Origin of the sequence: Micromonospora sp. WMMD712 (assembly GCF_029581295.1) — a bacterium.
GTDB classification, from domain to species: Bacteria; Actinomycetota; Actinomycetes; order Mycobacteriales; family Micromonosporaceae; genus Micromonospora; species Micromonospora carbonacea.
This window is the reverse complement of sequence record NZ_CP120743.1, coordinates 3,646,557-3,667,893: the sequence shown is the minus strand read 5'-3', so window position 1 is coordinate 3,667,893 and position 21,337 is coordinate 3,646,557. Positions and strand designations below refer to the sequence as shown.

Here is a 21,337-nt window from a genome sequence, read left to right as displayed (position 1 = left end):
GTACGCCCGGCCCGTCGTGCGAAGGAGGATGCCCGTGGAGATCGACCGGACCGACGTGGTCGCCGAGGTGGCGGCGGCCTTCGCCGGCTACGAACAGGCGCTGGTCGACGGCGACGCCGACCGGATCTGCGGCTACTTCTGGGACGCCGACCGGACCGTGCGGTTCGGCATCGACGACCACCAGCACGGGCTCGACGCGCAGCGCGCCTGGCGCGCCGCCCAGCCGCCGCTGCCGCCCGGCCGCCGCCTCGTCGACACGGTGATCACGACCTTCGGCGCCGACCTCGCGGTGGTCACCACCCGGTTCGGCTACGCCGACGCCGCCGCCCGGGGCCGGCAGACCCAGACCTGGGTCCGCCTGCCCGTCGGCTGGCGCATCGTCACCGCCCACGTCTCCGAGCCCACCACCGGCGGCCCGGCCCCGCCGGGGGAGCCGCGCTGAGCCACCCGCCCGGGCTCAGGCGGTGGACCCGGCGGGGGCGACGGCGGACCAGTCGACGGTCAGCTCGCCGTGCCGCCAGCGGCGGGGCCCGTCGACGACCGGCCAGCCGGCGTCGCGGACCGCCGTCACCGCCCGCAGCCACCGCTGCCGGGGCCCGAAGGCCGCGTACGCGGCGGCGGAGCGCCACGCGTCGTCCAGGTCCCGCAGCAGGCCGTGGATCGCCTCGCCCGGCACGTTGCGGTGGATCAGGGCCTTCGGCAGCCGCTCGGCCAGCTCGGCGGGGCTGCCCAGTGTGGTGAGCTTCGCCGCCAGGGTGAGCGTGCGGGGCCCGGCGGAGTCGATCAGCAGCCAGCCGCCGAGCCGGCCCAGCTCGTCGCAGGTGCCCTCGACCAGCAGCCCGCCCGGGGCCAGCCGCCCGGTGACGGCCCGCCAGGCGGCGGCGACCTCGGCTTCGTCGTACTGCCGCAGCACGTTGCACGCCCGGACCAGGGCGGGCCGCAGCCCGGCCAGCTCGAACCCGCCCCGGGCGAAGGTGAGGCCGGGCGGGTCGGCGGCCGGCTGCGCGGCGGCCACGCGTACCGGATCGATCTCCAGCCCGACCACCCGCACGTCGGCGCGGACCCCGGCGGCGAGCCGGGCGCGCAGCTCCACGGCGGTGACCGGGGTCGCGCCGTAGCCGAGGTCGACCACCAGCGGGTCCGCCGCGTCCCGCAGCCGGTCGCCGCACGTCTCGACGATCCAGTTGTCGACCCGGCGCAACCGGTTCGGGTTGGTCGTGCCCCGGGTGACGACCCCCTGCGGCCGCGCCGCCGCCTCCGCCCGTGACCGGGGCACCATCAGCCCGCCCGGTGCACCTTGTGCTGCGCGGCCTGGGCCAGCGGGCGGACCACGAGCCGGTCGACGTTGACGTGCTGCGGGCGGGTCGCGCACCAGGCGACGCAGTCGGCGACGTCCTCGGCGACCAGCGGCTCGGCCACCCCGGCGTAGACCGCCTCGGCCCGGTCGGCGTCGCCGCCGAAGCGGACCAGCGAGAACTCGTCGGTCCGCACCATCCCCGGGTCGATCTCGACCACCCGGACGGGCCGGCCGCACAGCTCCAGCCGCAGCGTGCCCGCGACCGCCGTCTGCGCGTGCTTCGCGGCGCTGTAGCCGCCCCCGCCCTCGTAGACGACGTGGCCGGCGGTCGAGGAGACGATCACGATCGTGCCGGCCCCGGACGCCTCCAGCGCGGGCAGCAGCGCCTGGGTGACGCGCAGGGTGCCGAGCACGTTCACGTCGTACATCCACTGCCAGTCGCCCACCGACCCGGACTCCACCGGGTCGAGCCCGCGCGCGCCGCCGGCGTTGTTGACCAGCAGGGTGACCGGGCCGGGGGCCGCCGCCGCCGCCGCGGCGAGGCCGGCCACCGACTCGGCGGACGTGACGTCGCACCCGACGGCGGCGGCCGACCCGCCGGCCGCCCCGATCTCCGCGACGAGCGCGGCCAGCCGGTCGGTGCGCCGCGCGGCGGCCAGCACGTGGAACCCCTCGGCGGCCAGCCGGCGGGCCGTGGCCGCGCCGATCCCGCTGGACGCCCCGGTGACGATCGCGACAGAGGTCATCGGGCCATTCTCACCCCGGGGCGACGGCGCGCGCGCCGCCGGTCGGCTCCCGCGTCGATGAGGTCCGTCACGCCCGGGGGCAGCCGGTACGCATTTCCGGTTCCCGATGGGGAAGATGACACGCGGCGCGCAGGTTGACCGAGGAGCGCCGGTCGTGCGGGACGGCATCAACCGTGACAGAGGGAGCGGACGTGGCGGAACAGCACACCGGCGTGGGTCGTCAGCGAGGTGCCCGGCCGTGGCCGCGCCCCCGGCGCATCGCCACCCTGTCGGTGCACACCTCACCCCTGCACCAGCCCGGCACGGGCGACGCGGGCGGCATGAACGTCTACATCCTGGAGGTCGCCCGCCGGCTGGCCGAGGCCGACGTCGAGGTGGAGATCTTCACCCGGGCCACCTCCGGCGATCTGCCGCCGGTGGTCGAGATGTCCCCGGGAGTGCACGTGCGGCACGTCACCGCCGGCCCCCTGGAGGGGCTGACCAAGGAGGAGCTGCCAGGCCAGCTCTGCGCGTTCACGGCCGGGGTGCTGCGCGCCGAGGCGGCCCGCCCGCCGGGCCACTACGACCTGATCCACTCGCACTACTGGCTCTCCGGGCAGGTCGGCTGGCTGGCCCGGGAGCGCTGGGGGGTGCCGCTGGTGCACACCGCGCACACCCTGGCCAAGGTGAAGAACGACCGGCTCGCCGCCGGGGACCGCCCCGAGCCGAAGGCCCGGGTCATCGGCGAGGAGCAGGTCGTCGCCGAGGCCGACCGGCTGGTCGCGAACACCCGGGTGGAGGCCCGCGACCTGCTCGACCGGTACGACGCCGACCCGTCCCGGGTCACCGTGGTCGAGCCCGGCGTCGACCTGGACCGGTTCCGGCCCGCCGCCGGGGACCGGCACGCGGCCATGCTCGCCGCCCGCCGCCGGCTCGGCCTGCCCACCACGGGGTACGTGGTCGCCTTCGTCGGCCGGATCCAGCCGCTGAAGGCCCCCGACGTGCTGATCCGCGCCGCCGCCGCCCTGCGCGAGCGGGACCCGCGCCTCGCCGACGAGCTGACCGTGGTGATCGTCGGCGGCCCCAGCGGCAGCGGGCTGGACCGGCCCACCGCCCTGATCGAGCTGGCCGCCTCGCTCGGGATCGCCGACCGGGTGCGCTTCCTGCCGCCGTGCACGGGCGACGACCTGCCGGCCGTGTACCGGGCCGCCGACCTGGTCGCCGTGCCGTCGCACAACGAGTCGTTCGGGCTGGTCGCCCTGGAGGCGCAGGCGTGCGGCACGCCCGTGCTGGCGGCCGCCGTGGGCGGCCTGGTGACCGCCGTCCGGGACCAGGCCAGCGGGGTGCTCGTCGACAGCCACGACCCGGTCGACTGGGCCCGCACGTTGGCGGGGCTGCTGCCGGACCGGGCGCGGCGGGCGACGCTGGGGCGGGGCGCCGAGCAGCACGCCCGCAACTTCTCCTGGGACCGCACCGTCGGCAACCTGCTCGCCGTCTACGGCGAGACGATCGCCGAGCACCGGGAGCGGCTCAGCCGGCTCGCGGTCGACCCGGCGCTCTCCTGCGCCTGGTGAGCAAGGAAGGGCCCCCTGTTAACGCATCCGGTAGAGAAGGGCACCCTTCTCACCGCGCCACCACCCACCACCCACCACCCGCTGCCGGCCGTGGTCGGCGGCGGGTGGTGGGCCGCGGCCGTAGAGTGGGGCGGATGAGCGCGAGGAGCCAGGTGGCCGCCCTGATCGAGTCGTTCTGCGCCGAGCGGGAGCTGTCGGTCGAGTCCACCGGCGAGGCGTCGTACGCGGTGACCCTGCCCGGCACCCACAAGCTCAAGACGATCTGCAACCTCGTCGTCGGCGAGCACGCGCTGCGGATCGAGGCGTTCGTGATGCGCCAGCCCGACGAGCGGCGCGAGGAGCTGTGGGCCTGGCTGTTGCAGCGCAACGCGCGGATGTACGCCGTGTCGTTCTCCATCGACGCGGTCGGCGACGTCTACCTGACCGGCCGGGTGAACCTGGCGGGGGTCGACGGGGACGAGCTGGACCGGCTGCTCGGCAGCGTGCTGACGTACGCCGACGAGTCGTTCGACACGATGCTGGAGATCGGCTTCGGCACCGCCATCCGGCGGGAGTGGGAGTGGCGGGTCAAGCGCGGCGAGTCCACGGCCAACCTGGCCGCGTTCGCGCACCTCTTCGAGCCGTCGCCCGCCGGCGGGGCCCCGGCGGGGGGTTCGGAGCCGTCCTGACGGGTATGCCGCACCGCGCGGTGCGGCACTGGGATCGACCGCGCGCCGAGGACGGACTGTCGAGGAGCGGGAGCATCCCATGGCTCAGCGGAACAGCTCAGGTCGCGGCGGGACTGCGACCAGGACGAGGCGGCAGGCGGGCAACCAGACCCCGAACACCCCGACGATCTCCGAGTCGGAGATCTCCCGGATGCGGGTGGACGACATCCGCGCCCAGCTGCGCCGTCGGGGCGTCGCCGGGATCTCCGTGCTGCGCAAGCCGGAGCTGGTGAAGACCCTGGCCCGTACCCTGCGGGCCGAGGGTCGGGGCGCGGCGCGGCGCAGCACCGGGCCCGCGGGCCGCGCCAGCGCCACGAGGACCAGGACCACCGGGGGTACGCGCACCGCGGCCGGCGCCCGCACGAGGGCGACGCCGGCCCGGGCGAAGGCCGCCCCGGCCCCGACGAGGGCCAAGGCGGCCCCGGGCCGGGCCAAGGCGGCCCCGTCCCCGGCGCGGGCGCGGGCGGCCCAGGGCCGGGCGCGGACGACGGCGTCCCCGACGCGGACGACGGCCCAGGGCCGGGCGCGGGCGACGGCGACCCCGACGCGGGCGGCCAAGGCGGCCTCGGCCTCGGCCTCGGCCCGGCGGACCGCGTCGGCTTCGGCCCGGCGGACCGCCCCAGCGAGGAAGGCCGCCCCAGCGAGGAAGGCCGCCCCGGCGAGGAAGGCCGCCCCGGCGCGGGCCGGCCAGGGCACGGCCCGGCGGTCGCCGGTCCGGACCGGCCGGTCGTCGTCCCGGTCGGCGCGGTCCTCGCAGCCGATCACCTCGCTCCAGGACCGGCCGGAGCGTCCCGGGCGCAGCCTGGTCACCACCAACCACGACGTGATCCGGCGCTGGGCGCGGGAGCGCAACGCCCGGCCGGCCACGATCGCGGGTACGGAGCGCAACGGCCGGGCCGGGGTGCTGACGTTCAACCTGCCCGGGTACCGGGAGAGCAGCCGGATGCGGGAGATCACCTGGGACGAGTGGTTCCGGACCTTCGACGGCCGCCGGCTGAACCTGATCTACCAGGAGCAGCTGCGGGACGGGCGGCCGAGCAACTTCTTCCGCACGGAGTCACCCGATCGTGAGGACGGCTGAGGGTTTGCGGTGCCGGCGCACGGGTAGTCCGCGGTGCCGGCGATGACCCGGCGGGCAGGGGCCGTTCCGGACGGTGACCCTGTGACCGGCGAGACAGCCGTTCCGGGTTGAATCCGTAACCAGGGGAAACTAGCTTTATTGCACGCGCCGCGCTCGGAACCGTTCGGGGGAGCGGTGGATCGATCAGATCCGCGCACGAGCGCAGGCGCAGGGACGGGTGGATCCCGCCGTTGGGGGACGGCGCCACCCGTTGGAACCGGCGGCGCGAGCGGGCGACGCTTACGGGGGTGAGTGTCGCCCGCCGCCGCCGGCACGATGCGGGCGCCCATCACGACCACTGGTCGAGGTGGGCGCTTTGCGTCGCCCGGGAGCGCCCCGGCTCCCGTGCCCCCGGCTCCCGGACGGCCTCAGCGCGCGGCGGACGTCAACGGTCCGCGCTGGGCCGGCGCGGGCCCGGCCGGCCGGCGCAGCGCGGCGGCCCGCCGCTCCCGGGCCGGCCCGGAGGCCAGGTGGGCGACCGCCACCACGACGCCGACCGCCGCGCAGCCCAGCCAGAGCGCCGCGTTGCCGGCCTGCTGCCGGACCAGGCCGCCGACGATCGGCGCGCTGGCCCCGGCGACCTGCCAGGACAGCGAGAAGACGCCCTGGTAGCGGCCGCGCAGGTCGGCGGGGGAGAGCTCCGCGATCAGGGTGGAGTTCGACGGCGAGTTGAGCATCTCGCCGAGGGTCCAGACGAGCACGGTGAGGGCGTAGAACCAGGCGGCGTCGGCGAACGCGGTCAGCCCGAACCCGACGCCCATCACCACGGCGGCGAGGGCGAGCACGTGCGAGCGGCTGCGCCCACGGATCAGCCGGGGCACGAAGAGCTGCCCGGCCACGATGAGCACCCCGTTGAGCGCGATCACCACGCCGTACGTGGAGGGGCTCAGGCCGTCGTCGCCCATGGCGATCGGCAGCATCGAGATGTGCTGGAGGAAGACCAGCGCGCCGAGCAGGTTGAGCGCCACGAAGCCCAGGTAGATCCGGTCGCCGAGGATGGTGCGCAGCGCTCCCCGGGGGCGGGCGGCCCCGGCGGGGAGCACGACGGCGCGGGCCGGGGTGCGGGTCTCGGTCACCTTCACGAAGATGATCACGGCGGTGGCCAGCGTGGTCGCCGCGTCGATCACGAACAGCAGCAGGTAGCTGGCCTCGGCGGCCAGGCCGGCGAGGATGGCCGCGCAGGCGAAGCCGAGGTTGATCGCCCAGTAGTTGAGCGAGAACGCGCGCAGCCGGTCCCGCTCCGGCACCACGTCGATCATCATCGCGCCGAACGCCGGCCGGGCCGCCTCGGCGAACAGGCCGAGCAGGAGCGCGCCGCCGGCCACCGCCCAGAGCTGCTGGGCGAAGCCGAGGACGAGCATCATGCCCGCTGCGCCGAGGTGGGCGGTGAGCAGCGTCGGCCGCCGGCCCCACCGGTCGGCGAGCGTCCCGCCCAGCGTCGTGCCGACCGCGCCGCCGACGCCCCAGAGGCCGAGCACGAGGCCGGCGGCCAACTCGTCGAAGCCGCGTTCCTGGGTGAGGTAGATGGCCAGGAAGACCAGGACGAACGAGCCCAGGCGGTTGATCAGGGTGCCCGTCCACAGGTACCAGAAGGTCCTCGGCAGCCCGCCCGCGGTGTCCCGCACCCAGCCCCGCACCGTCCGCACGCCCGGCCCCGCCTTTCTGTAATGACCGATGTATCAAAAGCGCCTTACAACCTAGTCCCGGGGCCGAAGGCGGGTCACCGGCTTTTCCACGTGGTGGTCGTCACCGCAGGTCCCCGCGTGTGCATCGACGGAGTACGGCAGGATGATCGGCATGACTGCGAGCGAAGGGCCCACCGTCGGGACGCTGGTCCTGCTGCGGCACGGCGAGAGCGACTGGAACGCGAAGAACCTCTTCACCGGCTGGGTCGACGTCGACCTGACCGCCAAGGGCGAGGCGGAGGCGCGCCGCGGCGGTGAGCTGCTGCGCGAGCACGACCTGCTGCCGGACGTCGTGCACACCAGCGTGATGCGCCGGGCGATCCGCACCGCCGAGCTGGCGCTGAACGCCGCCGACCGGCACTGGATCGCGGTGCGTCGGTCGTGGCGGCTCAACGAGCGCCACTACGGCGCCCTCCAGGGCAAGAACAAGAAGCAGACCCTCGACGAGTACGGCGAGGAGCAGTTCATGCTCTGGCGTCGCTCGTACGACACCCCGCCGCCGCCGATCGCCGACGACGACGAGTGGTCGCAGGTGGGCGACCCGCGGTACGCGCTGCTGCCGGGCGAGCTGATGCCGCGCACCGAGTGCCTCAAGGACGTCGTCGAGCGGATGCTGCCGTACTGGTACGACTCGATCGTGCCGGACATCCTGGCGGGCCGGACGGTGCTGGTGGCCGCGCACGGCAACTCGCTGCGCGCGCTGGTCAAGCACCTCGACCGGATCAGCGACGAGGCGATCGCGAAGCTGAACATCCCGACCGGCATCCCGCTGCGCTACGACCTGGACCCGCAGCTGCGTCCGCAGGTCCTCGGCGGGACGTACCTCGACCCGGCCGCCGCCAAGGAGGCCGCCGCAGCGGTCGCCAACCAGGGCCGCTGAACTGTAAGGAGGGGCCCCTTGTTATCGCGAAAGCGATAACAAGGGGCCCTTCCTAACGCCTGGGGCGCTCACTCGGCCGCGGCGGCGGGCTCCCCGGTGATCAGGTAGACGACGTGCTCGCCGGCGTTGACCGCGTGGTCGGCGAACCGCTCGTAGAACCGGCCGAGCAGGGTGGCGTCGATCGCCGTCTCCACCCCGTACGGCCAGTCGTCGCCGAGCAGCACCTCGAAGAGGCTCTTGTGCAGGTCGTCCATGGCGTCGTCGTCGCGGTCCAGCTCGGCGGCGAGGTCGGCGTCGGGCTTGGCCAGCACCGAGCCGATCTTCTCGGCCATCCGGTCCGCGATCGACGCCATGTCGACGAAGACCGGCCGCAGCTCCGCTGGCACGGCCGGCGACGGGTGCCGGCGCAGCGCGGTCTTCGCCACGTGGTCGGCCAGGTCGCCCATCCGCTCCAGGTCGGCGGCCACGTGCAGGGCGGTGATCATGGCCCGCAGGTCGGAGGCGACGGGGGCCTGCCGGGCCAGCAGGTCGCAGACCCGCTCCTCGACGTGCCGGTAGAGCTCGTCGATCTCGGCGTCCCGCTCGATCACGTTCTCGGCGGCCTGGCGGTCGGCGGTGAGCAGGGCGCGGGTGGCCTGGCGCATGGCCGCGCGGATGGCCTCGGCCATGTCCACCAGCAGCTGGCTGACAATCTGGAGGTCGGCCCGGAACTCGTCGCGCATCATCACGTCCTGTGGTCGGTGGTCGCCGGCCCCGCTGGTACGGGCGTCGGCGCTGGTCTGGCAGGGTGCGCGACAACCGTAGGCCGGGGGAGATGACCGGAGGTGAACGCTGGTGAACGACGCGGGACCGACGGGTGAACATCGCCGGAAGCGAGGGCGTTTCATCCCGTTTGTGGCGATGTCCAGATGAACAATGACCCTACGATCGCCGGGTGGAGTGGGCGGTGACGGCGGCGGCGGTCGTGACACTGGTGGCCGGGCTGGCCATCGGGTCGCTGCTGCCCCGGCTCGTCCGGTCGTGGCGTCGCCGCGGCCCGGCCGCCGGGAGCGGCGGCCCCGCCCGCCTGTTCCGGACCAGGGGGAGGCCCGTGATGGTCGACGAGCAGCAGACCGGCCTCTCCAGCCTGGGCCGCCGCACGGTGGACTCGCTGCGGGCCGGCGTCGTGGTGCTCGACCCCGACGACGTGCCGGTGCTGGTCAACCCGGCGGCCCGCGCGATGGGGCTGCTGCGCACCGGGGCCACGCCCGGCTCGATCGCCGCGCACCCCCTGATCCGTACCCTCGCGGGTCAGGTGCGGCGCACCGGCGTGCGGCGCGAGATCGAGCTGGACCTGCCGCGTGGCCGCGACGCCTCCGGCCCCGACCCGCTGGGCGTGCACCTGCGGGCGATGGCCATCGGCGGCGGGCACGTGGCCGTGGAGGCGGCCGACGTCACCGAGTCGCACCGGCTTGCCCGGGTCCGCCGGGACTTCGTGGCCAACGTCAGCCACGAGTTGAAGACGCCGATCGGGGCCCTGCAACTGCTCGCCGAGGCGCTGCTCGACGCCACCGAGCCGGCCGGGGCGGCGGCCCCCGACCTCTCCGAGGACCTGGTGGCCGCGCGCCGGTTCGCCGAACGCATCCAGCACGAGTCGACCCGGCTGGGGCGGCTGGTGCAGGAGCTGCTGGAGCTGACCCGGCTCCAGGGCGCGGAGCCGCAGCCCGCCCCCGAGCCGGTCGCCCTGGACTGGGTGATCGCCGAGGTGATCGACCGCACCCGCACCACCGCCGCCGCCCGGCGGATCGAGGTGGCCACCGAGGGCGAGCGCGGCCTGACCGTGTACGGCAGCGACACCCAGCTCGCCACCGCCGTGGCGAACCTCGTCGAGAACGGCATCACCTACTCCGGCGAGGACACCACCGTCCGGGTCACCACCCGGGCCGACGGCGAGCACGTCACGATCTCCGTCGCCGACCAGGGCATCGGGATCGCGCCGACGGACGTCGAGCGGATCTTCGAACGGTTCTACCGGGCCGACCAGGCCCGCTCCCGGGCCACCGGCGGCACCGGCCTCGGCCTGGCCATCGTCAAACACATCGCCAGCAACCATGGCGGCCGGGTCGAGGTGTCGAGCACCCTTGGTGGTGGGTCGACGTTCACCCTCCGGCTGCCCGCCCGTCCACCGGACGACCTGCTGCCGACACCGCAACCGGATGGGATCGAGGCCGGCCCGGCCGAGCTTCCGGCAGGTCCGACCGCTATGAAAGGAATACCCCGTTGAGCCGCGTTCTGGTGGTCGAGGACGAGGAGTCGTTCTCCGACGCCCTGTCGTACATGCTCCGCAAGGAGGGCTTCGAGGTCTCGGTCGCGGCCACCGGCCCGTCGGCCCTCACCGAGTTCGACCGGACGGGCGCGGACATCGTGCTGCTCGACCTGATGCTGCCCGAGATGTCCGGCACCGAGGTGTGCCGGCAGCTCCGCCAGCGCTCGCACGTGCCGATCATCATGGTCACCGCGCGGGACAGCGAGATCGACAAGGTGGTCGGCCTGGAGATCGGGGCCGACGACTACGTGACGAAGCCGTACTCGCCCCGGGAGCTGGTGGCCCGGATCCGGGCCGTGCTGCGCCGGCAGACCCCCGACGTGGCCGAGTCGGGGGCACCGACCCTGGCGGCCGGGCCGGTGCGGATGGACATCGAACGGCACGTCGTCACCGTGGACGGGGGCACCGTGCAGCTTCCGCTCAAGGAGTTCGAGCTGCTGGAGCTGCTGCTGCGCAACGCCGGCCGGGTGCTGACCCGGGGCCAGCTCATCGACCGGGTCTGGGGCGCCGACTACGTCGGCGACACGAAGACCCTCGACGTGCACGTCAAGCGGCTGCGCTCGAAGATCGAGCCGGAGCCGTCCGCGCCGCGCTTCATCGTCACCGTCCGGGGCCTGGGCTACAAGTTCGAGCCGTGACGGGCCCGATCACCGCCTGACCGCACCCGGTCGGTGCGCTGAGCAATCGCCAGCGTGGTTAGGAAGGGGCCCTTCCTATACCGAAAGCGTTAACAGGGGGCCCTTCCTTACGCGCTGGCCGGGTGGGGGGCGACCTGGCCCTGCCGGAGGCGGGCCGCGCACAGCTCCGCGAGCTTCGCGTACGCCGCCGCGCCGACCAGCGCGGTCAGCTCCGGGCCGTACGAGACGTACATCGGCTCGGCACCGACGTGCGCGTCCGTCGACGAGGTGCACCACCAGTCGAGGTCGTGCCCGCCCGCGCCCCAGCCCCGCCGGTCGAACTCGGCCAGCGTGGAGACCAGCACCTTCGTGTCGTCGGGCCGCTTGTGCCACTCCTGGTCCCGGCGGATCGGCAACTGCCAGCAGACGTCCGGCTTGTATTCCAGCGGGTGCACCCCGTCGCGCAGGGCCTGGGCGTGCAGCGCGCAGCCGCCCCCGCCGGGGAAGTCTGCGTCGTTGAGGAACACGCACGGGGCGTCGACCGCGCGGGTGGCGGTGCGCCGGGCCGGCGTCTTGCCGTCGACCGTGTCGTTCTCGGTCCAGTTCTTGAACCCGCGCCGGAAGTGCTGCCAATTCTCCGGGGTGAGCCGCTTGACCGCCGCCCGGACCCGCTTTTCGTCGTCGGCGTCGGTGAAGAACGCCCCGTGCGAGCAGCAGCCGTCGGCGGCCCGGCCGGCGACGATGCCGTGGCAGCCCCGGCCGAACACGCACGTCCAGCGGGACAGCAGCCAGGTCAGGTCGGCGCGGACCACGTGGGTGGCGTCGGCCGGGTCGACGAACTCGATCCACTCCCGGGGGAAGTCCAGCCCCACCTCGCGGCTGCGCGGGTCGTCGGGGTCGTCCACCAGCACCTGGATCTCGATCTGGCTCGTCACCCGGACCAGCGTACGCCCGGTGCCCCGTTCGCACCGGCGAGCCACCGATCCTGGCAGGCCCTAGTGTCTTCGGCATGCGACTGGGAGTGCTCGACGTCGGTTCCAACACGGTGCACCTGCTGGTGGTCGACGCCCACCCCGGCGCGCACCCGTGGCCGGCGCACTCGGAGAAGGTGGTGCTCCGGCTCGCCGAGCAGATCGGCCCGGACGGCGCGCTCACCGAGGCCGGCGCGGACGGGCTGGTCCGGGCGGTCGCCGCGGCCCGCGCCTCGGCCACCCGGCTGGGCAGCGGCGACCTGCTGGCCTTCGCCACCTCCGCCGTGCGCGACGCCACCAACGCGGCCGAGGTGCTGGCGAGGGTGCGCGACGCCACCGGCGTACGGCTGGAGGTGCTCTCCGGCGCGGACGAGGCGCGGATGACGTTCCTCGCGGTCCGGCGGTGGTTCGGCTGGTCGGCGGGCCGGCTGCTCGCCCTGGACATCGGCGGCGGGTCCCTGGAGATCGCCGCCGGCATCGACGAGGACCCGGCCGTCGCCGTCTCCCTGCCGCTCGGCGCGGGCCGGCTCACCCGGGACCGGCTGCGCATCGACCCCGACGGCGCGGAGCCGCCGCCGGCCGGGGCCGTGGCGGACCTGCGGGAGTACGTCGACGGGCTGCTCGACCCGGTGGTGGAGAAGATGGCCGAGGTGGGCTGGGAACGCGCCGTGGCCACCTCGAAGACGTTCCGCACCCTGGCCCGGCTGGCCGGAGCGGCCCCCTCCGGTGCCGGGCTGTGGGCCCGGCGCAGCCTGACCCGGCAGGGGCTGCGGCAGGTCCTCGGCTTCGTCCGGCACATCCCGCCGCGCCACCTGAGCGAGCTGGAGGGGGTGAGCGTCGGCCGGGCGCACCAGCTGCTGGCCGGCGCGGTGGTGGCCGAGGCGGTGATGCGCCGGCTCGACGTGCCCGCGTTGGACATCTGCCCGTGGGCGCTGCGGGAGGGGGTCATCCTGCGCCAGCTCGACCGGTTCACCGAGAGCGCAACCCGCGGTGACCAGCCGTAACGCCCCGGCGGCCCGATGCGGCGCTACGGGCGGTCTGCGATTACTCGTCACGATGCCGCAACGTGGACCGGGCTACGCTGGCAGCTGTGACTTCCCGCGTCCCGGTGCTCCTGTCCACGTCCTCGGTGTTCCCTGAGCGGACCGCGGCGGCGTTCCAGCTGGCCGCGGCACTCGGGTACGACGGCATCGAGGTGATGGTCTGGACCGACGCCGTCAGCCAGGACGCCGGCGCGCTGCGCGGCCTCGCCGACCACTACGGCGTGCCGGTGCTCTCCGTCCACGCCCCCTGCCTGCTGGTCACCCAGCGGGTGTGGAGCCCCGACCCGTGGGAGCGGCTGCGCCGCGCCGCCGAGCTGGCCGACACCCTGGAGGCGCCCACCGTCGTGGTGCACCCGCCGTTCACCTGGCAGCGCGACTACGCCCGCACCTTCGCCGCCGGGCTGGACGAGGTCGCCGGGCGGTTCACCGGGCTGACCTTCGCGGTGGAGAACATGTACCCGGTGCGGATGGCCGGCCGGCAGTTCGTCCCGTACGCCCCCGGGTGGGACCCGACCGAGACCGGCTACCCGTCGTACACCCTCGACCTGTCGCACTGCGCGGCCTCGCACACCGACGCCCTGGCCATGGCCGACCGGATGGGCCCGGCCCTGGCCCACGTGCACCTCGGCGACGGCACCGGCGAGGGGCGCGACGAGCACCTGGTGCCGGGGCGCGGCGGCCAGCCCTGCGGCGAGCTGCTGCGGTCCCTGGCCGGGCGCGGCTTCACCGGCTCGGTGGCCGTCGAGGTCACCACGCGGGGCGCGAAGAGCCGCGCCGTCCGCGAGGCCGACCTGCGCGAGTCCCTGGAGTTCGCCCGCGCCAACCTGACCGCGCCGTCCCCCGTCGACGCCTGAGCCGCGCACCCGGCAGCCGGCCGACGCCCGGGTCGGCCCGGCCCGGCCGCCGGCCGACGCGCAGGTCGGCCCGGCCCGATCAGCGCGCCGGGGTCAGCGCGTCGGCCGGGGCGGCCTGCTGCTCGCCGATCGCCGCCCGCTTGCGGGCCCGGTGCGCGGCCACGTGCGAGCGGGTGGCGCAGCGCTCCGAGCAGAACCGCCGGCAGCAGTTCGACGAGGTGTCCAGGTAGACGTTGCCGCAGCGCTCGTCGGCGCAGACCCCGAACCGGGCGCTGCCGTACTGGCAGAGCCACACCGACAGGCCCCACACCGCGCCGGCCAGGTATTCCGCGCTCACCGACGCGCCCCGGCTGGTGACGTGCATGTGCCAGTCGCTGGAGTCGTGACCGGAGATGCGCGGCTGCACCGGGTATGCCTCCAGCAGCGCGTTCAACTCGGCGACCGCCTCGATGTCGCGCCCCGAGGTGCCGTAGTCGAAGACGTCCCGCAGCCGCTTCTGTGCCCGCCGGAAGATCGCCAGGTCCCGGTCCGCGACCTCGTCGCGCATCCACGCGTTCTCGTCGGGGAAGAGGGCCCGCAGGTCGTCGAGGTCGTCCAGCCGGGCGTTGACGAGGTCAACCCCGGTCCGGGCGTACGCGTCGAAGTTCACACCCCAACGGTAGACGACTCACGTCAGGCGCGGCGTGTCGATGTAGTGCGGCAGGAACCGGGCGTAGTTGTCGGTGATCAGACTGGCGCTCTCCCGCAGGCCCGCGCCCGCCGGCTGGCCGTCGACGATCCAACTGCCCAGCACCACGTGGTTGCCGTCGAAGCTCGGCAGCGCCCGGAACTCCTGGTAGCAGAAGCCCTCGTCGCCGTAGTCGCTGGGATTGCTGACCTCACCGGCGGCCGTGACGATCCGCACCGACCCGCCCTCGCGGCCGAGCAGCGGCTTCGCCACGTACTCGGTCATCGACCGCGGCGAGTCGAGGTACGCGGGGAGGAGGTACTCGTGCCCGGGATACAGCTCCCACAGCACGGCGAGCAGCGCCTTGTTGGACAGCAGCAGCTTCCAGGCCGGCTCGATCCAGGTGGTCGGCGTGCCCGGCTCCAGCGCCAGCGGCCCGTAGGGCTCGGCGAGCATCCACTCCCAGGGGTAGAGCTTGAAGCAGGTGGTGACCGGGGCGTCGACGGCGTCGACGAAGCGCCGGCCGTCCCAGCCGATGTCCTGGATCGGCAGCAGCTCCGCCTTCAGCCCCGCCTGCCGGGCGGTCTCGGCGAGGTAGCCGGCCGTGATCTGGTCCTCGCCCGACTCCTCCTCGTTCGACCACACCACGTGCACCCGGTCGTCGTGCAGGCCCGCGCCGATGCGCGCCCATGCCGCGACGAGGCGCTCGTGCAGGCTGTTCCACTGGTCCGCCGTCGGGCGCGTGTCCTCCAGCCAGAACCACTGCACGATGCTCGCCTCGACCAGCGAGGTGGGGGTGTCCGCGTTGTACTCCAGCAGCTTCGGCGGCCAGCTCCCGTCGTAGCAGAGGTCGAAGCGGCCGTAGAGGCTCGGCGGTCCCTCGCGCAGGGAACGGGCCACCGCCTCGGCCGCCCACCCGGGGATGCCGAACTCGGCGTACCGGCCCCGGGCCACCACGTGCTCGGCGGCGGCGACGCACATCCGGTGCAGCTCGGCGGTCGCCTCCTCCAGCCGGAGCACCTCCTCCAGGCCGAAGACGTACGCGGCGGTCTCGTCCCAGTACGACACGATCCCGCCGTCGGGCAGCTCCGTGTCGACGTAGACGAGGCCCTGCGAGCGCACCGTGGCGTCCCAGTCGGCGCGCGGGGTGGCCGCCTCGCGCCGCACGTCAGCCGCCGCAGGAGGCGAGGTGGGTGCCGAAGCCGCCGCGCTCCGGCACCGCCGCGGCGGCGCCCGCCCGGGAGTCGCCGCGCCCGGCGTCGGTGACGGCGGTGCCGGTGGCCGGCACGTGCATCGCCAGCGCAACGGTCGTCCCGCCGCCGACCGGACCGAGGGCGCAGTCGTCGTCATCGTCGTCGCCGGAGGACATGTTGCAGCCGGACACGGTGAGCGCGAGGGCGGTCAGCGCGCCGATCTGCACGGTGGCCGACCGGAGCCGGCGTCGGGGGCGTTGTTCCACGGGATCGTTGTAGCTGATCCGCGCCACGTCACCCGCCCGGGGGCTGCGCCGCCGGGCAAGGAAGGGCCCCTTGTTAACGCATTCGGTAGAGAAGGGTTCCCTTCTCAACCGCCCCGGTTAAAGCAGGTTGCCGTAAGTCCTGTCGGTAAGCCGGTGGGTTGAGGCTCGTCGTGCGGTGTGGACCTCGCTGGGTTTGCATGGAGTTTGCAGACAACGTGCAAACACCAGCGAGGCCACGATCAGTATGCGACCGCCACAGACCTACGCCAACCCGACTGACGCCGAGTACCAGGACCTACTCACCGTGCTGCACCACCAGTGGCGCGTTGCCCTGCGGGCGGTGGTGATCCTGCTCTCCGCCGACGGCATGTCCCCGGCCGAGATCGCCGAACTCCTGCACTACGACGATCCGGTCACTGTGCGCCGATGGATCCGGCGACACCACGCCGAGGGCCTGCCCGGCCTGCCCGACCGGCCCCGATCGGGTCGCCCCCGCCACGGCAGCGCACGCCTGGGCGAACGCATCCGCGCCCTCCTGGCCACCCCGAAAGCGTGGACCACCATCCGCATCTGGCGGGCTCTGGGACGCCCCGCGATCAGCCTGCACACCACCTACCGGCGCATCCGCGAACAGGCCCGATGGCGCCGGCCCCGCCTGATCGCCCGGACCGACCCCGACCACGACACCATCTGCACCCGCATCCGCGCCCACCTGCGGACCCTGCCCGCCGGCACGGTCCTCCTGGCCGAGGACGAAACCTACCTCGAACTCCTGGCCAAGGTCCGCGCCTGCTGGCAGCCCCACGGCCTACGCCACCGCATCCTCACCCCCGGACGCAACCAACGCCGCAGCATCTACGGCGCGGTCAACCTCACCACCGGCACCTTCCACCACCACCCCAGCGTCAAAGCCGTCTCCGAGGTGTTCTGCCACTTCCTGCAACACCTCCTCGACACCTACCCCCACGCCCCCGCCGTCGTCGTCCTCTGCGACAACGACACCACCCACACCAGCCGCCACACCCGAACATGGCTCGACCAGCATCCCCGCCTCCACCTGATCACCGGCGCCCGCTACAGCCCCCAGGACAACCCCGTCGAACGCATCTGGGCCGCCCTGAAACACCACATCGCCAACACCGCCGTCACCACCCTCAACGACCGACTCCGACAAGCCCACACCTTCTTCCACCACCGCACACCCGACCAGAACCTCACCACCGCCGCACCCTGGACCAGCCCATGGCTACCCCACAATTACCGACAGAACTTCTGGCCAGGCGCTTAATAGGGGGCCCTTCCTTCAGTCCCGGCGGGGGCCGCCGCCGGGCGGGGTGGTGCCCCCTGGCGTTACGCTCAGCTCATGCTCCGTTCCGTCATTCTTGCCGCCTCCCGGTCATCCCAGGTCGAGCGGCTCGTCGCGACGGCCCCGTTCACCCGGGACGTCGTCCGCCGGTTCGTCGCCGGCGCCGGCACCGACGACGCGTTGCGCGCGACCCGCGAACTCGTCGCCGAGGGCCTCGCGGTCACCCTCGACAACCTCGGCGAGGACACCGTCACCGCAGAACAGGCCACCGCCACCCGGGACGAATACCTGAAGCTGCTGAAGCTGCTGTCCGACGCCGGGCTCACCCCGGCCGCCGAGGTCAGCGTCAAGCTCTCCGCGCTCGGCCAGCGCTTCGACGAGCGGCTCGCCTACGACAACGCGCGGGCGATCTGCGCCGCGGCGGACGCGGCGGGCACCACGGTCACCCTGGACATGGAGGACCACACCACCACCGACTCGACGCTGGACACGCTGGCCCGGCTCCGCAAGGACTTCCCGGCGACGGGGGCGGTGCTCCAGGCGTACCTGCGGCGGACCGAGTCGGACTGCCGCGAGCTGGCGTACGCCGGTTCCCGGGTGCGGCTGTGCAAGGGCGCGTACCGGGAGCCGGAGTCGGTGGCTTACCAGGCGGCCCGCGAGGTGGACAAGTCGTACGTGCGGTGCCTCAACATCCTGATGTCCGGCGACGGGTTCCCGATGCTGGCCACCCACGACCCGCGCCTGATCGCCATCGGCGAGGACCGGGCGCGCTGGTTCGACCGGGGGCCGGACCGGTTCGAGTTCCAGATGCTCTACGGCATCCGGCCGGAGGAGCAGGCCCGGCTCGTCGGCGACGGCTACACCGTGCGCACCTACCTGCCGTACGGCACCGACTGGTACGGCTACCTCATGCGCCGCCTCGCCGAGCGCCCCGCGAACCTGGCCTTCTTCGGCCGGGCCCTGATGTCGAAGAAGTGACGGGCGCGGCGCGCAGGCGGCGCGCCCGTTCGACCGGGCCCGGATGCTGAGCACCAGCGGGTAGCCGTCCGGGCCGGCGAACGTCACCCCCCCCAGCGGTCCCGTACGGGCCGGCGGAGACCCTCGTCCCGCCGGCCCGTTGTTGTCGGGTGCTGCGGCCGGCGGGGCGTTTCGACGGTTCCGTGCCGGGGATCCGGCGATCCCACGTGGGCTTCGGGTCGAGCTTGCCGGTGGTTGGCTAATCATGTTAACTTTTTGGCTATGACAACTAGCTACGTCGAGCGGGACGGTGGGCGGATCGCCTACGAGGTGCACGGGCAGGGCCCCCTGGTGGTCCTCGCGCACGGCATGGGGGAGAACCGGGCGGCCTACCGCCACCTGGTTCCGCTGCTGGTCGACGCCGGCTACCGGGTGGCGTCGGTCGACGTACGCGGGCACGGCCGGTCCAGCGCCGGCTGGCCGACGTACGCCCCGGCCGAGGTCGGCGGCGACCTGCTCGCCGTCGTCCGCGCCCTCGGCGGCGGCCCCGCCACGCTGGTCGGCAACTCCTCCAGCGCCGCCGCCGTGGTCTTCGCCGCCGCCGACGCCCCCGACCTCGTCGGCGCGATCGTCCAGGTGGGCGCGTTCGTCGCCGAGCGGAAGCTGAACCCGGCCCTGCGGCTGGCCGTGGCGGCGGTGCTGCGCAGCCCTCGGCTGTTCGGTATGTTCCACCGCAGCCTCTTCCCCGGCGGCCGGCCGGCGGACTACGCCGCGTACCGCAGGGCGATGGTGGCCAACCTGCGCGAACCCGGCCGGATGGCGGCGATGCGCGGGGTGGCGGCCCCGGCCGGGCCGCACTGGACCACCCGCGCCCCCGAGGTGCGCCAGCCGGTCCTCGTGCTGATGGGCGCCAAGGACCCCGACTTCCCCGACCCCGGCGCCGAGGCCCGCGCCGCCCGGCGGCTCTTCGCCACCGCCGAGGCCCGCATGATCGACGACTCGGGCCACTACCCGCACGCCGACCGGCCGGCCGAGACCGCCGCCCAGCTCGTCGCCTTCCTGGCGGTCACCGCCCGTGCCTAGGGCCGGGCTCAACCAGCAGGTCGTGGTGCGCCAGGCGGCCCGGCTCGCCGACGAGGTCGGCCTCGACCGGCTCACCCTCGCCGCCCTGGCCGGTCGGCTCGGCGTCGCCCTGCCCAGCCTCTACAAGCACGTCAGGGGCGCCGACGAGCTGGGCCAGAAGTTGGCCGCGCTGGCCACCGCCGAGCTGGCCGACGCGCTCACCGCAGCCGCCGCCGGCCGCGCGGGCGAAGACGCGCTACGCGCCGTCGCCGCCGCCTACCGCGACTACGCCCGCCGGCACCCCGGGCGCTACGTCGCCGCGCAACGCGCGCCCGACGCCGGCGACCCCGACCACGTCGCCGCCGCCGGTCGGGCCGTCGGCGCGATCTACGCCATCCTGCGGGGGTACGGCCTCGACGGCGACGACGCCGTCGACGCCACCCGGGTGCTCCGCAGCGCCCTGCACGGCTTCCTCGCTCTGGAGGCCACCGGCGGCTTCGGGCTGCCCCGCGACGTCGACCGCTCGTACGACCGGCTCGTGGCCGGGCTGGACGTGGCGTTCCGCTCCTGGCCCCGGGAGGGCTGACCCGTGCACCTCGACCGGGCCCTGCTGGCGCTCACCGCACTGCGGGACTGAGCGCCCGCCCCGGGCACCTGCCCCCGGTCGGCCCGCCCGGCGGCGGCCGGGCGGCCCGTGGCGCGTTCGCCCGATCCGCCCCGGAGGTCGTACCCTTCGCCGGGTGACCGACGGCTTGGACGGCATGCACCGGTGGGACCAACCACGACGGCGTCGGCCCTGGCCGCTGTGGGCCGCACTCGGCGTGGTGCTGGTGCTGCTCACCTGCGGCCTGCCGACCGTGCTGCTGGCCGGCGTGCTGCACGAGGCCGCGGACCGGCCGACGATCGGCCGCCTCGGGCCCACCGTGCCCGCCGACCCGGCGGTCGAGGCCGCCCGGCAGCTCGGCGAGCGGATCTCCGACCAGCTCGACCGGCAGGCAGCCGCCCTGCTCAACGGCGACCGGGCCGGCTTCCTCGCCGTCGCCGAGCCCGCCGCCCACCCCGCCCTGACCCGCCGGTACGCCGCCCTGCGGGCCCTGCGGGTCACCGTGTGGCGGCCCGAACAGACCGGGCTGCCGACCACCGTGGCCGGGCGGCCCGGCGAATGGCGGATCGTGGTCCGCTTCCAGTACTGCTTCGTGGTGCCCGGCTGCCGGCCCAGCCCCGTGCTTGTCGGCACCCGGTGGCGGGACAGCGGCGGACAGGTCCGACTGGTCGCCATGGAGGAGTCCCGGTCCGCCGAGACCGGCACCCGGCCGTGGGAGGTGAGCGACCTGGTCGTGGCGGTGGGCCCGCGCACGGTCGTGGCCACCACCCCGGCGCTGCGCGGGAAGCTCCCCGGCCTGCTCCGCCAGGCCGAGGCCGCGGCGCGGACCGCCGACGCGTACACGGTCGCCGGCCCACCGCCCGACCGGTACCGGATCTTCTACGCCGGCAGGGCGGAGTGGCTGAGCTGGTACGGCGGTGGCCGCCCGGCGTGGACCGGCGGGTACGCCGTCACCGTCGGCGGCGGCCACCACGAGGTGGTCCTCAACGCCGACGGGCTCACCGCCACCGGCGCCGACGACCTGCTCCGGCACGAGCTGACGCACGCCGCCTCCCTGCCCGAGCGCGGATACCCGGGCCGGGAGACCTGGTGGCTGGTGGAAGGGCTCGCCGAGTACGCGGGCGTCGGCGGAGCACCCGTCGGCCGGTACGAGGGGCTCGCCGAGGTGCGCGAACTGCTGGCGCCGGGCGGCGGCTGGACCGGCCGGCTCGACGACCTCACCCCGGCCGAGGACGCCCCCGCCCGGCGCGTCGGCGGCAGCTACGGCGTCGGCTACCTGGCCGTACGGCACCTCGCCGACCGGTTCGGCGAGCAGCGGGTGCTCGCCTTCTTCAAGGCGGTGGTGCACGACCGGCGGACCGCGGAGGAGGCGTCGGGGGAGGCGTTCGGCGAGCCGTGGGCGGGCCTGCACGACGAGTGTGTCGCGTACACCCGGACGGCGGTCGGCTGAACGGAACCGCGGTGGTGTCGCGCCCGCCCACGGCGTGAGCGGACGCGACACCAC

At 74.5% G+C, this 21,337-nt stretch carries 22 protein-coding genes; 14 read left to right on the top strand and 8 right to left on the bottom strand.

What is annotated here, in order from left to right; genetic code table 11:
• Nucleotides 1-34 precede the first annotated feature (34 nt).
• A complete protein-coding gene (locus tag O7633_RS15685; protein WP_278129577.1) occupies nt 35-442 on the top strand; it encodes an AtzH-like domain-containing protein in 408 nt (135 codons plus the stop codon).
• Nucleotides 443-457: 15 nt separating this feature from the next.
• Here the strand turns inward: O7633_RS15685 and O7633_RS15680 are convergent, their stop codons facing one another.
• Complete coding sequence (locus tag O7633_RS15680; RefSeq protein WP_282328304.1) at nt 458-1,279, bottom strand: class I SAM-dependent methyltransferase; 822 nt, start codon at nt 1,277-1,279, stop codon at nt 458-460.
• Nucleotides 1,279-2,043: an SDR family NAD(P)-dependent oxidoreductase gene (locus O7633_RS15675; RefSeq protein ID WP_282328303.1), complete on the bottom strand. Its 765-nt coding sequence runs from the start codon at nt 2,041-2,043 to the stop codon at nt 1,279-1,281. The genes O7633_RS15680 and O7633_RS15675 overlap by 1 nt, the downstream gene beginning before the upstream one ends.
• 191 nt (nt 2,044-2,234) lie before the next feature.
• Between O7633_RS15675 and mshA the strand changes: the two genes are divergently transcribed.
• The 3 genes from mshA (at nt 2,235) to O7633_RS15660 (ending at nt 5,384) form a co-directional block, all read left to right on the top strand.
• Nucleotides 2,235-3,596 (top strand): D-inositol-3-phosphate glycosyltransferase, encoded by a 1,362-nt coding sequence (gene mshA / locus O7633_RS15670; protein ID WP_282328302.1) that lies wholly within the window; start codon nt 2,235-2,237, stop codon nt 3,594-3,596.
• A gap of 134 nt (nt 3,597-3,730) precedes the next feature.
• Entirely contained in the window at nt 3,731-4,264 is a 534-nt protein-coding gene (locus O7633_RS15665) for a YbjN domain-containing protein (protein ID WP_282328301.1), read from the top strand.
• A gap of 190 nt (nt 4,265-4,454) precedes the next feature.
• Nucleotides 4,455-5,384: a hypothetical protein gene (locus tag O7633_RS15660; protein ID WP_282328571.1), complete on the top strand. Its 930-nt coding sequence runs from the start codon at nt 4,455-4,457 to the stop codon at nt 5,382-5,384.
• Nucleotides 5,385-5,791: 407 nt separating this feature from the next.
• On the opposite strand, the gene O7633_RS15655 is transcribed toward O7633_RS15660, so the two are convergent.
• Nucleotides 5,792-7,069 carry an MFS transporter gene (locus tag O7633_RS15655; RefSeq protein ID WP_282328300.1) on the bottom strand — a complete coding sequence of 426 codons (1,278 nt, stop codon included), beginning with the start codon at nt 7,067-7,069 and terminating at the stop codon, nt 5,792-5,794.
• A gap of 151 nt (nt 7,070-7,220) precedes the next feature.
• On the opposite strand from O7633_RS15655, the gene O7633_RS15650 reads away from it, so the two are divergent.
• On the top strand, nt 7,221-7,988 hold the full coding sequence (locus tag O7633_RS15650; protein ID WP_282328299.1) for a phosphoglyceromutase: 768 nt from the start codon (nt 7,221-7,223) through the stop codon (nt 7,986-7,988).
• Nucleotides 7,989-8,056: 68 nt separating this feature from the next.
• Here the strand turns inward: O7633_RS15650 and phoU are convergent, their stop codons facing one another.
• The gene (gene phoU / locus O7633_RS15645) at nt 8,057-8,710 is read right to left on the bottom strand and encodes a phosphate signaling complex protein PhoU (protein WP_278129564.1); all 654 of its coding nucleotides are present in this window, start codon (nt 8,708-8,710) and stop codon (nt 8,057-8,059) included.
• Nucleotides 8,711-8,922: 212 nt separating this feature from the next.
• On the opposite strand from phoU, the gene O7633_RS15640 reads away from it, so the two are divergent.
• Both O7633_RS15640 and O7633_RS15635 read left to right on the top strand, forming a co-directional pair.
• A complete protein-coding gene (locus tag O7633_RS15640; protein WP_282328298.1) occupies nt 8,923-10,251 on the top strand; it encodes an ATP-binding protein in 1,329 nt (442 codons plus the stop codon).
• Nucleotides 10,248-10,931: a response regulator transcription factor gene (locus tag O7633_RS15635; RefSeq protein ID WP_043965295.1), complete on the top strand. Its 684-nt coding sequence runs from the start codon at nt 10,248-10,250 to the stop codon at nt 10,929-10,931. The genes O7633_RS15640 and O7633_RS15635 overlap by 4 nt, the downstream gene beginning before the upstream one ends.
• A gap of 107 nt (nt 10,932-11,038) precedes the next feature.
• Here O7633_RS15635 and O7633_RS15630 read toward each other — a convergent pair whose 3' ends face one another.
• On the bottom strand, nt 11,039-11,845 hold the full coding sequence (locus tag O7633_RS15630; protein ID WP_282328297.1) for a hypothetical protein: 807 nt from the start codon (nt 11,843-11,845) through the stop codon (nt 11,039-11,041).
• A gap of 74 nt (nt 11,846-11,919) precedes the next feature.
• Between O7633_RS15630 and O7633_RS15625 the strand changes: the two genes are divergently transcribed.
• Together O7633_RS15625 and O7633_RS15620 are read left to right on the top strand one after the other, a co-directional pair.
• Nucleotides 11,920-12,885, top strand: coding sequence for a Ppx/GppA phosphatase family protein (locus tag O7633_RS15625; RefSeq protein ID WP_282328296.1), 966 nt, complete (start codon nt 11,920-11,922; stop codon nt 12,883-12,885).
• Between the two features lie 86 nt (nt 12,886-12,971).
• On the top strand, nt 12,972-13,778 hold the full coding sequence (locus tag O7633_RS15620) for a sugar phosphate isomerase/epimerase (RefSeq protein WP_278129536.1): 807 nt from the start codon (nt 12,972-12,974) through the stop codon (nt 13,776-13,778).
• Nucleotides 13,779-13,857: 79 nt separating this feature from the next.
• Here the strand turns inward: O7633_RS15620 and O7633_RS15615 are convergent, their stop codons facing one another.
• Genes O7633_RS15615 through O7633_RS15605 form a run of 3 tightly spaced genes read right to left on the bottom strand, consistent with a single transcriptional unit; the run spans nt 13,858 to nt 15,904 of the window.
• Nucleotides 13,858-14,427 (bottom strand): CGNR zinc finger domain-containing protein, encoded by a 570-nt coding sequence (locus tag O7633_RS15615; protein WP_278129534.1) that lies wholly within the window; start codon nt 14,425-14,427, stop codon nt 13,858-13,860.
• A gap of 18 nt (nt 14,428-14,445) precedes the next feature.
• Complete coding sequence (locus O7633_RS15610; RefSeq protein WP_282328295.1) at nt 14,446-15,612, bottom strand: glutathionylspermidine synthase family protein; 1,167 nt, start codon at nt 15,610-15,612, stop codon at nt 14,446-14,448.
• Nucleotide 15,613: 1 nt separating this feature from the next.
• Nucleotides 15,614-15,904, bottom strand: a complete 291-nt coding sequence (locus tag O7633_RS15605; RefSeq protein WP_282328294.1) for a hypothetical protein — start codon at nt 15,902-15,904, stop codon at nt 15,614-15,616.
• Between the two features lie 244 nt (nt 15,905-16,148).
• Between O7633_RS15605 and O7633_RS15600 the strand changes: the two genes are divergently transcribed.
• The 5 genes from O7633_RS15600 to O7633_RS15580 all read left to right on the top strand — a co-directional run bounded on the left by O7633_RS15600 (nt 16,149) and on the right by O7633_RS15580 (nt 21,283).
• Complete coding sequence (locus O7633_RS15600; RefSeq protein ID WP_282323418.1) at nt 16,149-17,192, top strand: IS630 family transposase; 1,044 nt, start codon at nt 16,149-16,151, stop codon at nt 17,190-17,192.
• A gap of 75 nt (nt 17,193-17,267) precedes the next feature.
• Nucleotides 17,268-18,188, top strand: coding sequence for a proline dehydrogenase family protein (locus O7633_RS15595; protein ID WP_282328293.1), 921 nt, complete (start codon nt 17,268-17,270; stop codon nt 18,186-18,188).
• A gap of 261 nt (nt 18,189-18,449) precedes the next feature.
• On the top strand, nt 18,450-19,250 hold the full coding sequence (locus O7633_RS15590; protein ID WP_282328292.1) for an alpha/beta hydrolase: 801 nt from the start codon (nt 18,450-18,452) through the stop codon (nt 19,248-19,250).
• Nucleotides 19,243-19,815, top strand: a complete 573-nt coding sequence (locus O7633_RS15585) for a TetR/AcrR family transcriptional regulator (RefSeq protein WP_282328291.1) — start codon at nt 19,243-19,245, stop codon at nt 19,813-19,815. Before O7633_RS15590 ends, O7633_RS15585 begins: the two co-directional genes overlap by 8 nt.
• Before the next feature lie 154 nt (nt 19,816-19,969).
• Nucleotides 19,970-21,283, top strand: coding sequence for a hypothetical protein (locus O7633_RS15580; RefSeq protein WP_282328290.1), 1,314 nt, complete (start codon nt 19,970-19,972; stop codon nt 21,281-21,283).
• Nucleotides 21,284-21,337: the final 54 nt, after the last annotated feature.

Bases quoted from the DNA above. Each gene is read 5' to 3' on its own strand.
- O7633_RS15680 (WP_282328304.1), bottom strand. From the start codon at position 1,279: ATGGTGCCCCGGTCACGGGCGGAGGCGGCGGCGCGGCCGCAGGGGGTC.
- O7633_RS15675 (WP_282328303.1), bottom strand. From the start codon at position 2,043: ATGACCTCTGTCGCGATCGTCACCGGGGCGTCCAGCGGGATCGGCGCG.
- O7633_RS15665 (WP_282328301.1), top strand. From the start codon at position 3,731: ATGAGCGCGAGGAGCCAGGTGGCCGCCCTGATCGAGTCGTTCTGCGCC.
- O7633_RS15660 (WP_282328571.1), top strand. From the start codon at position 4,455: ATGCGGGTGGACGACATCCGCGCCCAGCTGCGCCGTCGGGGCGTCGCC.
- O7633_RS15650 (WP_282328299.1), top strand. From the start codon at position 7,221: ATGACTGCGAGCGAAGGGCCCACCGTCGGGACGCTGGTCCTGCTGCGG.
- phoU (WP_278129564.1), bottom strand. From the start codon at position 8,710: ATGCGCGACGAGTTCCGGGCCGACCTCCAGATTGTCAGCCAGCTGCTG.
- O7633_RS15625 (WP_282328296.1), top strand. From the start codon at position 11,920: ATGCGACTGGGAGTGCTCGACGTCGGTTCCAACACGGTGCACCTGCTG.
- O7633_RS15600 (WP_282323418.1), top strand. From the start codon at position 16,149: ATGCGACCGCCACAGACCTACGCCAACCCGACTGACGCCGAGTACCAG.
- O7633_RS15595 (WP_282328293.1), top strand. From the start codon at position 17,268: ATGCTCCGTTCCGTCATTCTTGCCGCCTCCCGGTCATCCCAGGTCGAG.
- O7633_RS15590 (WP_282328292.1), top strand. From the start codon at position 18,450: ATGACAACTAGCTACGTCGAGCGGGACGGTGGGCGGATCGCCTACGAG.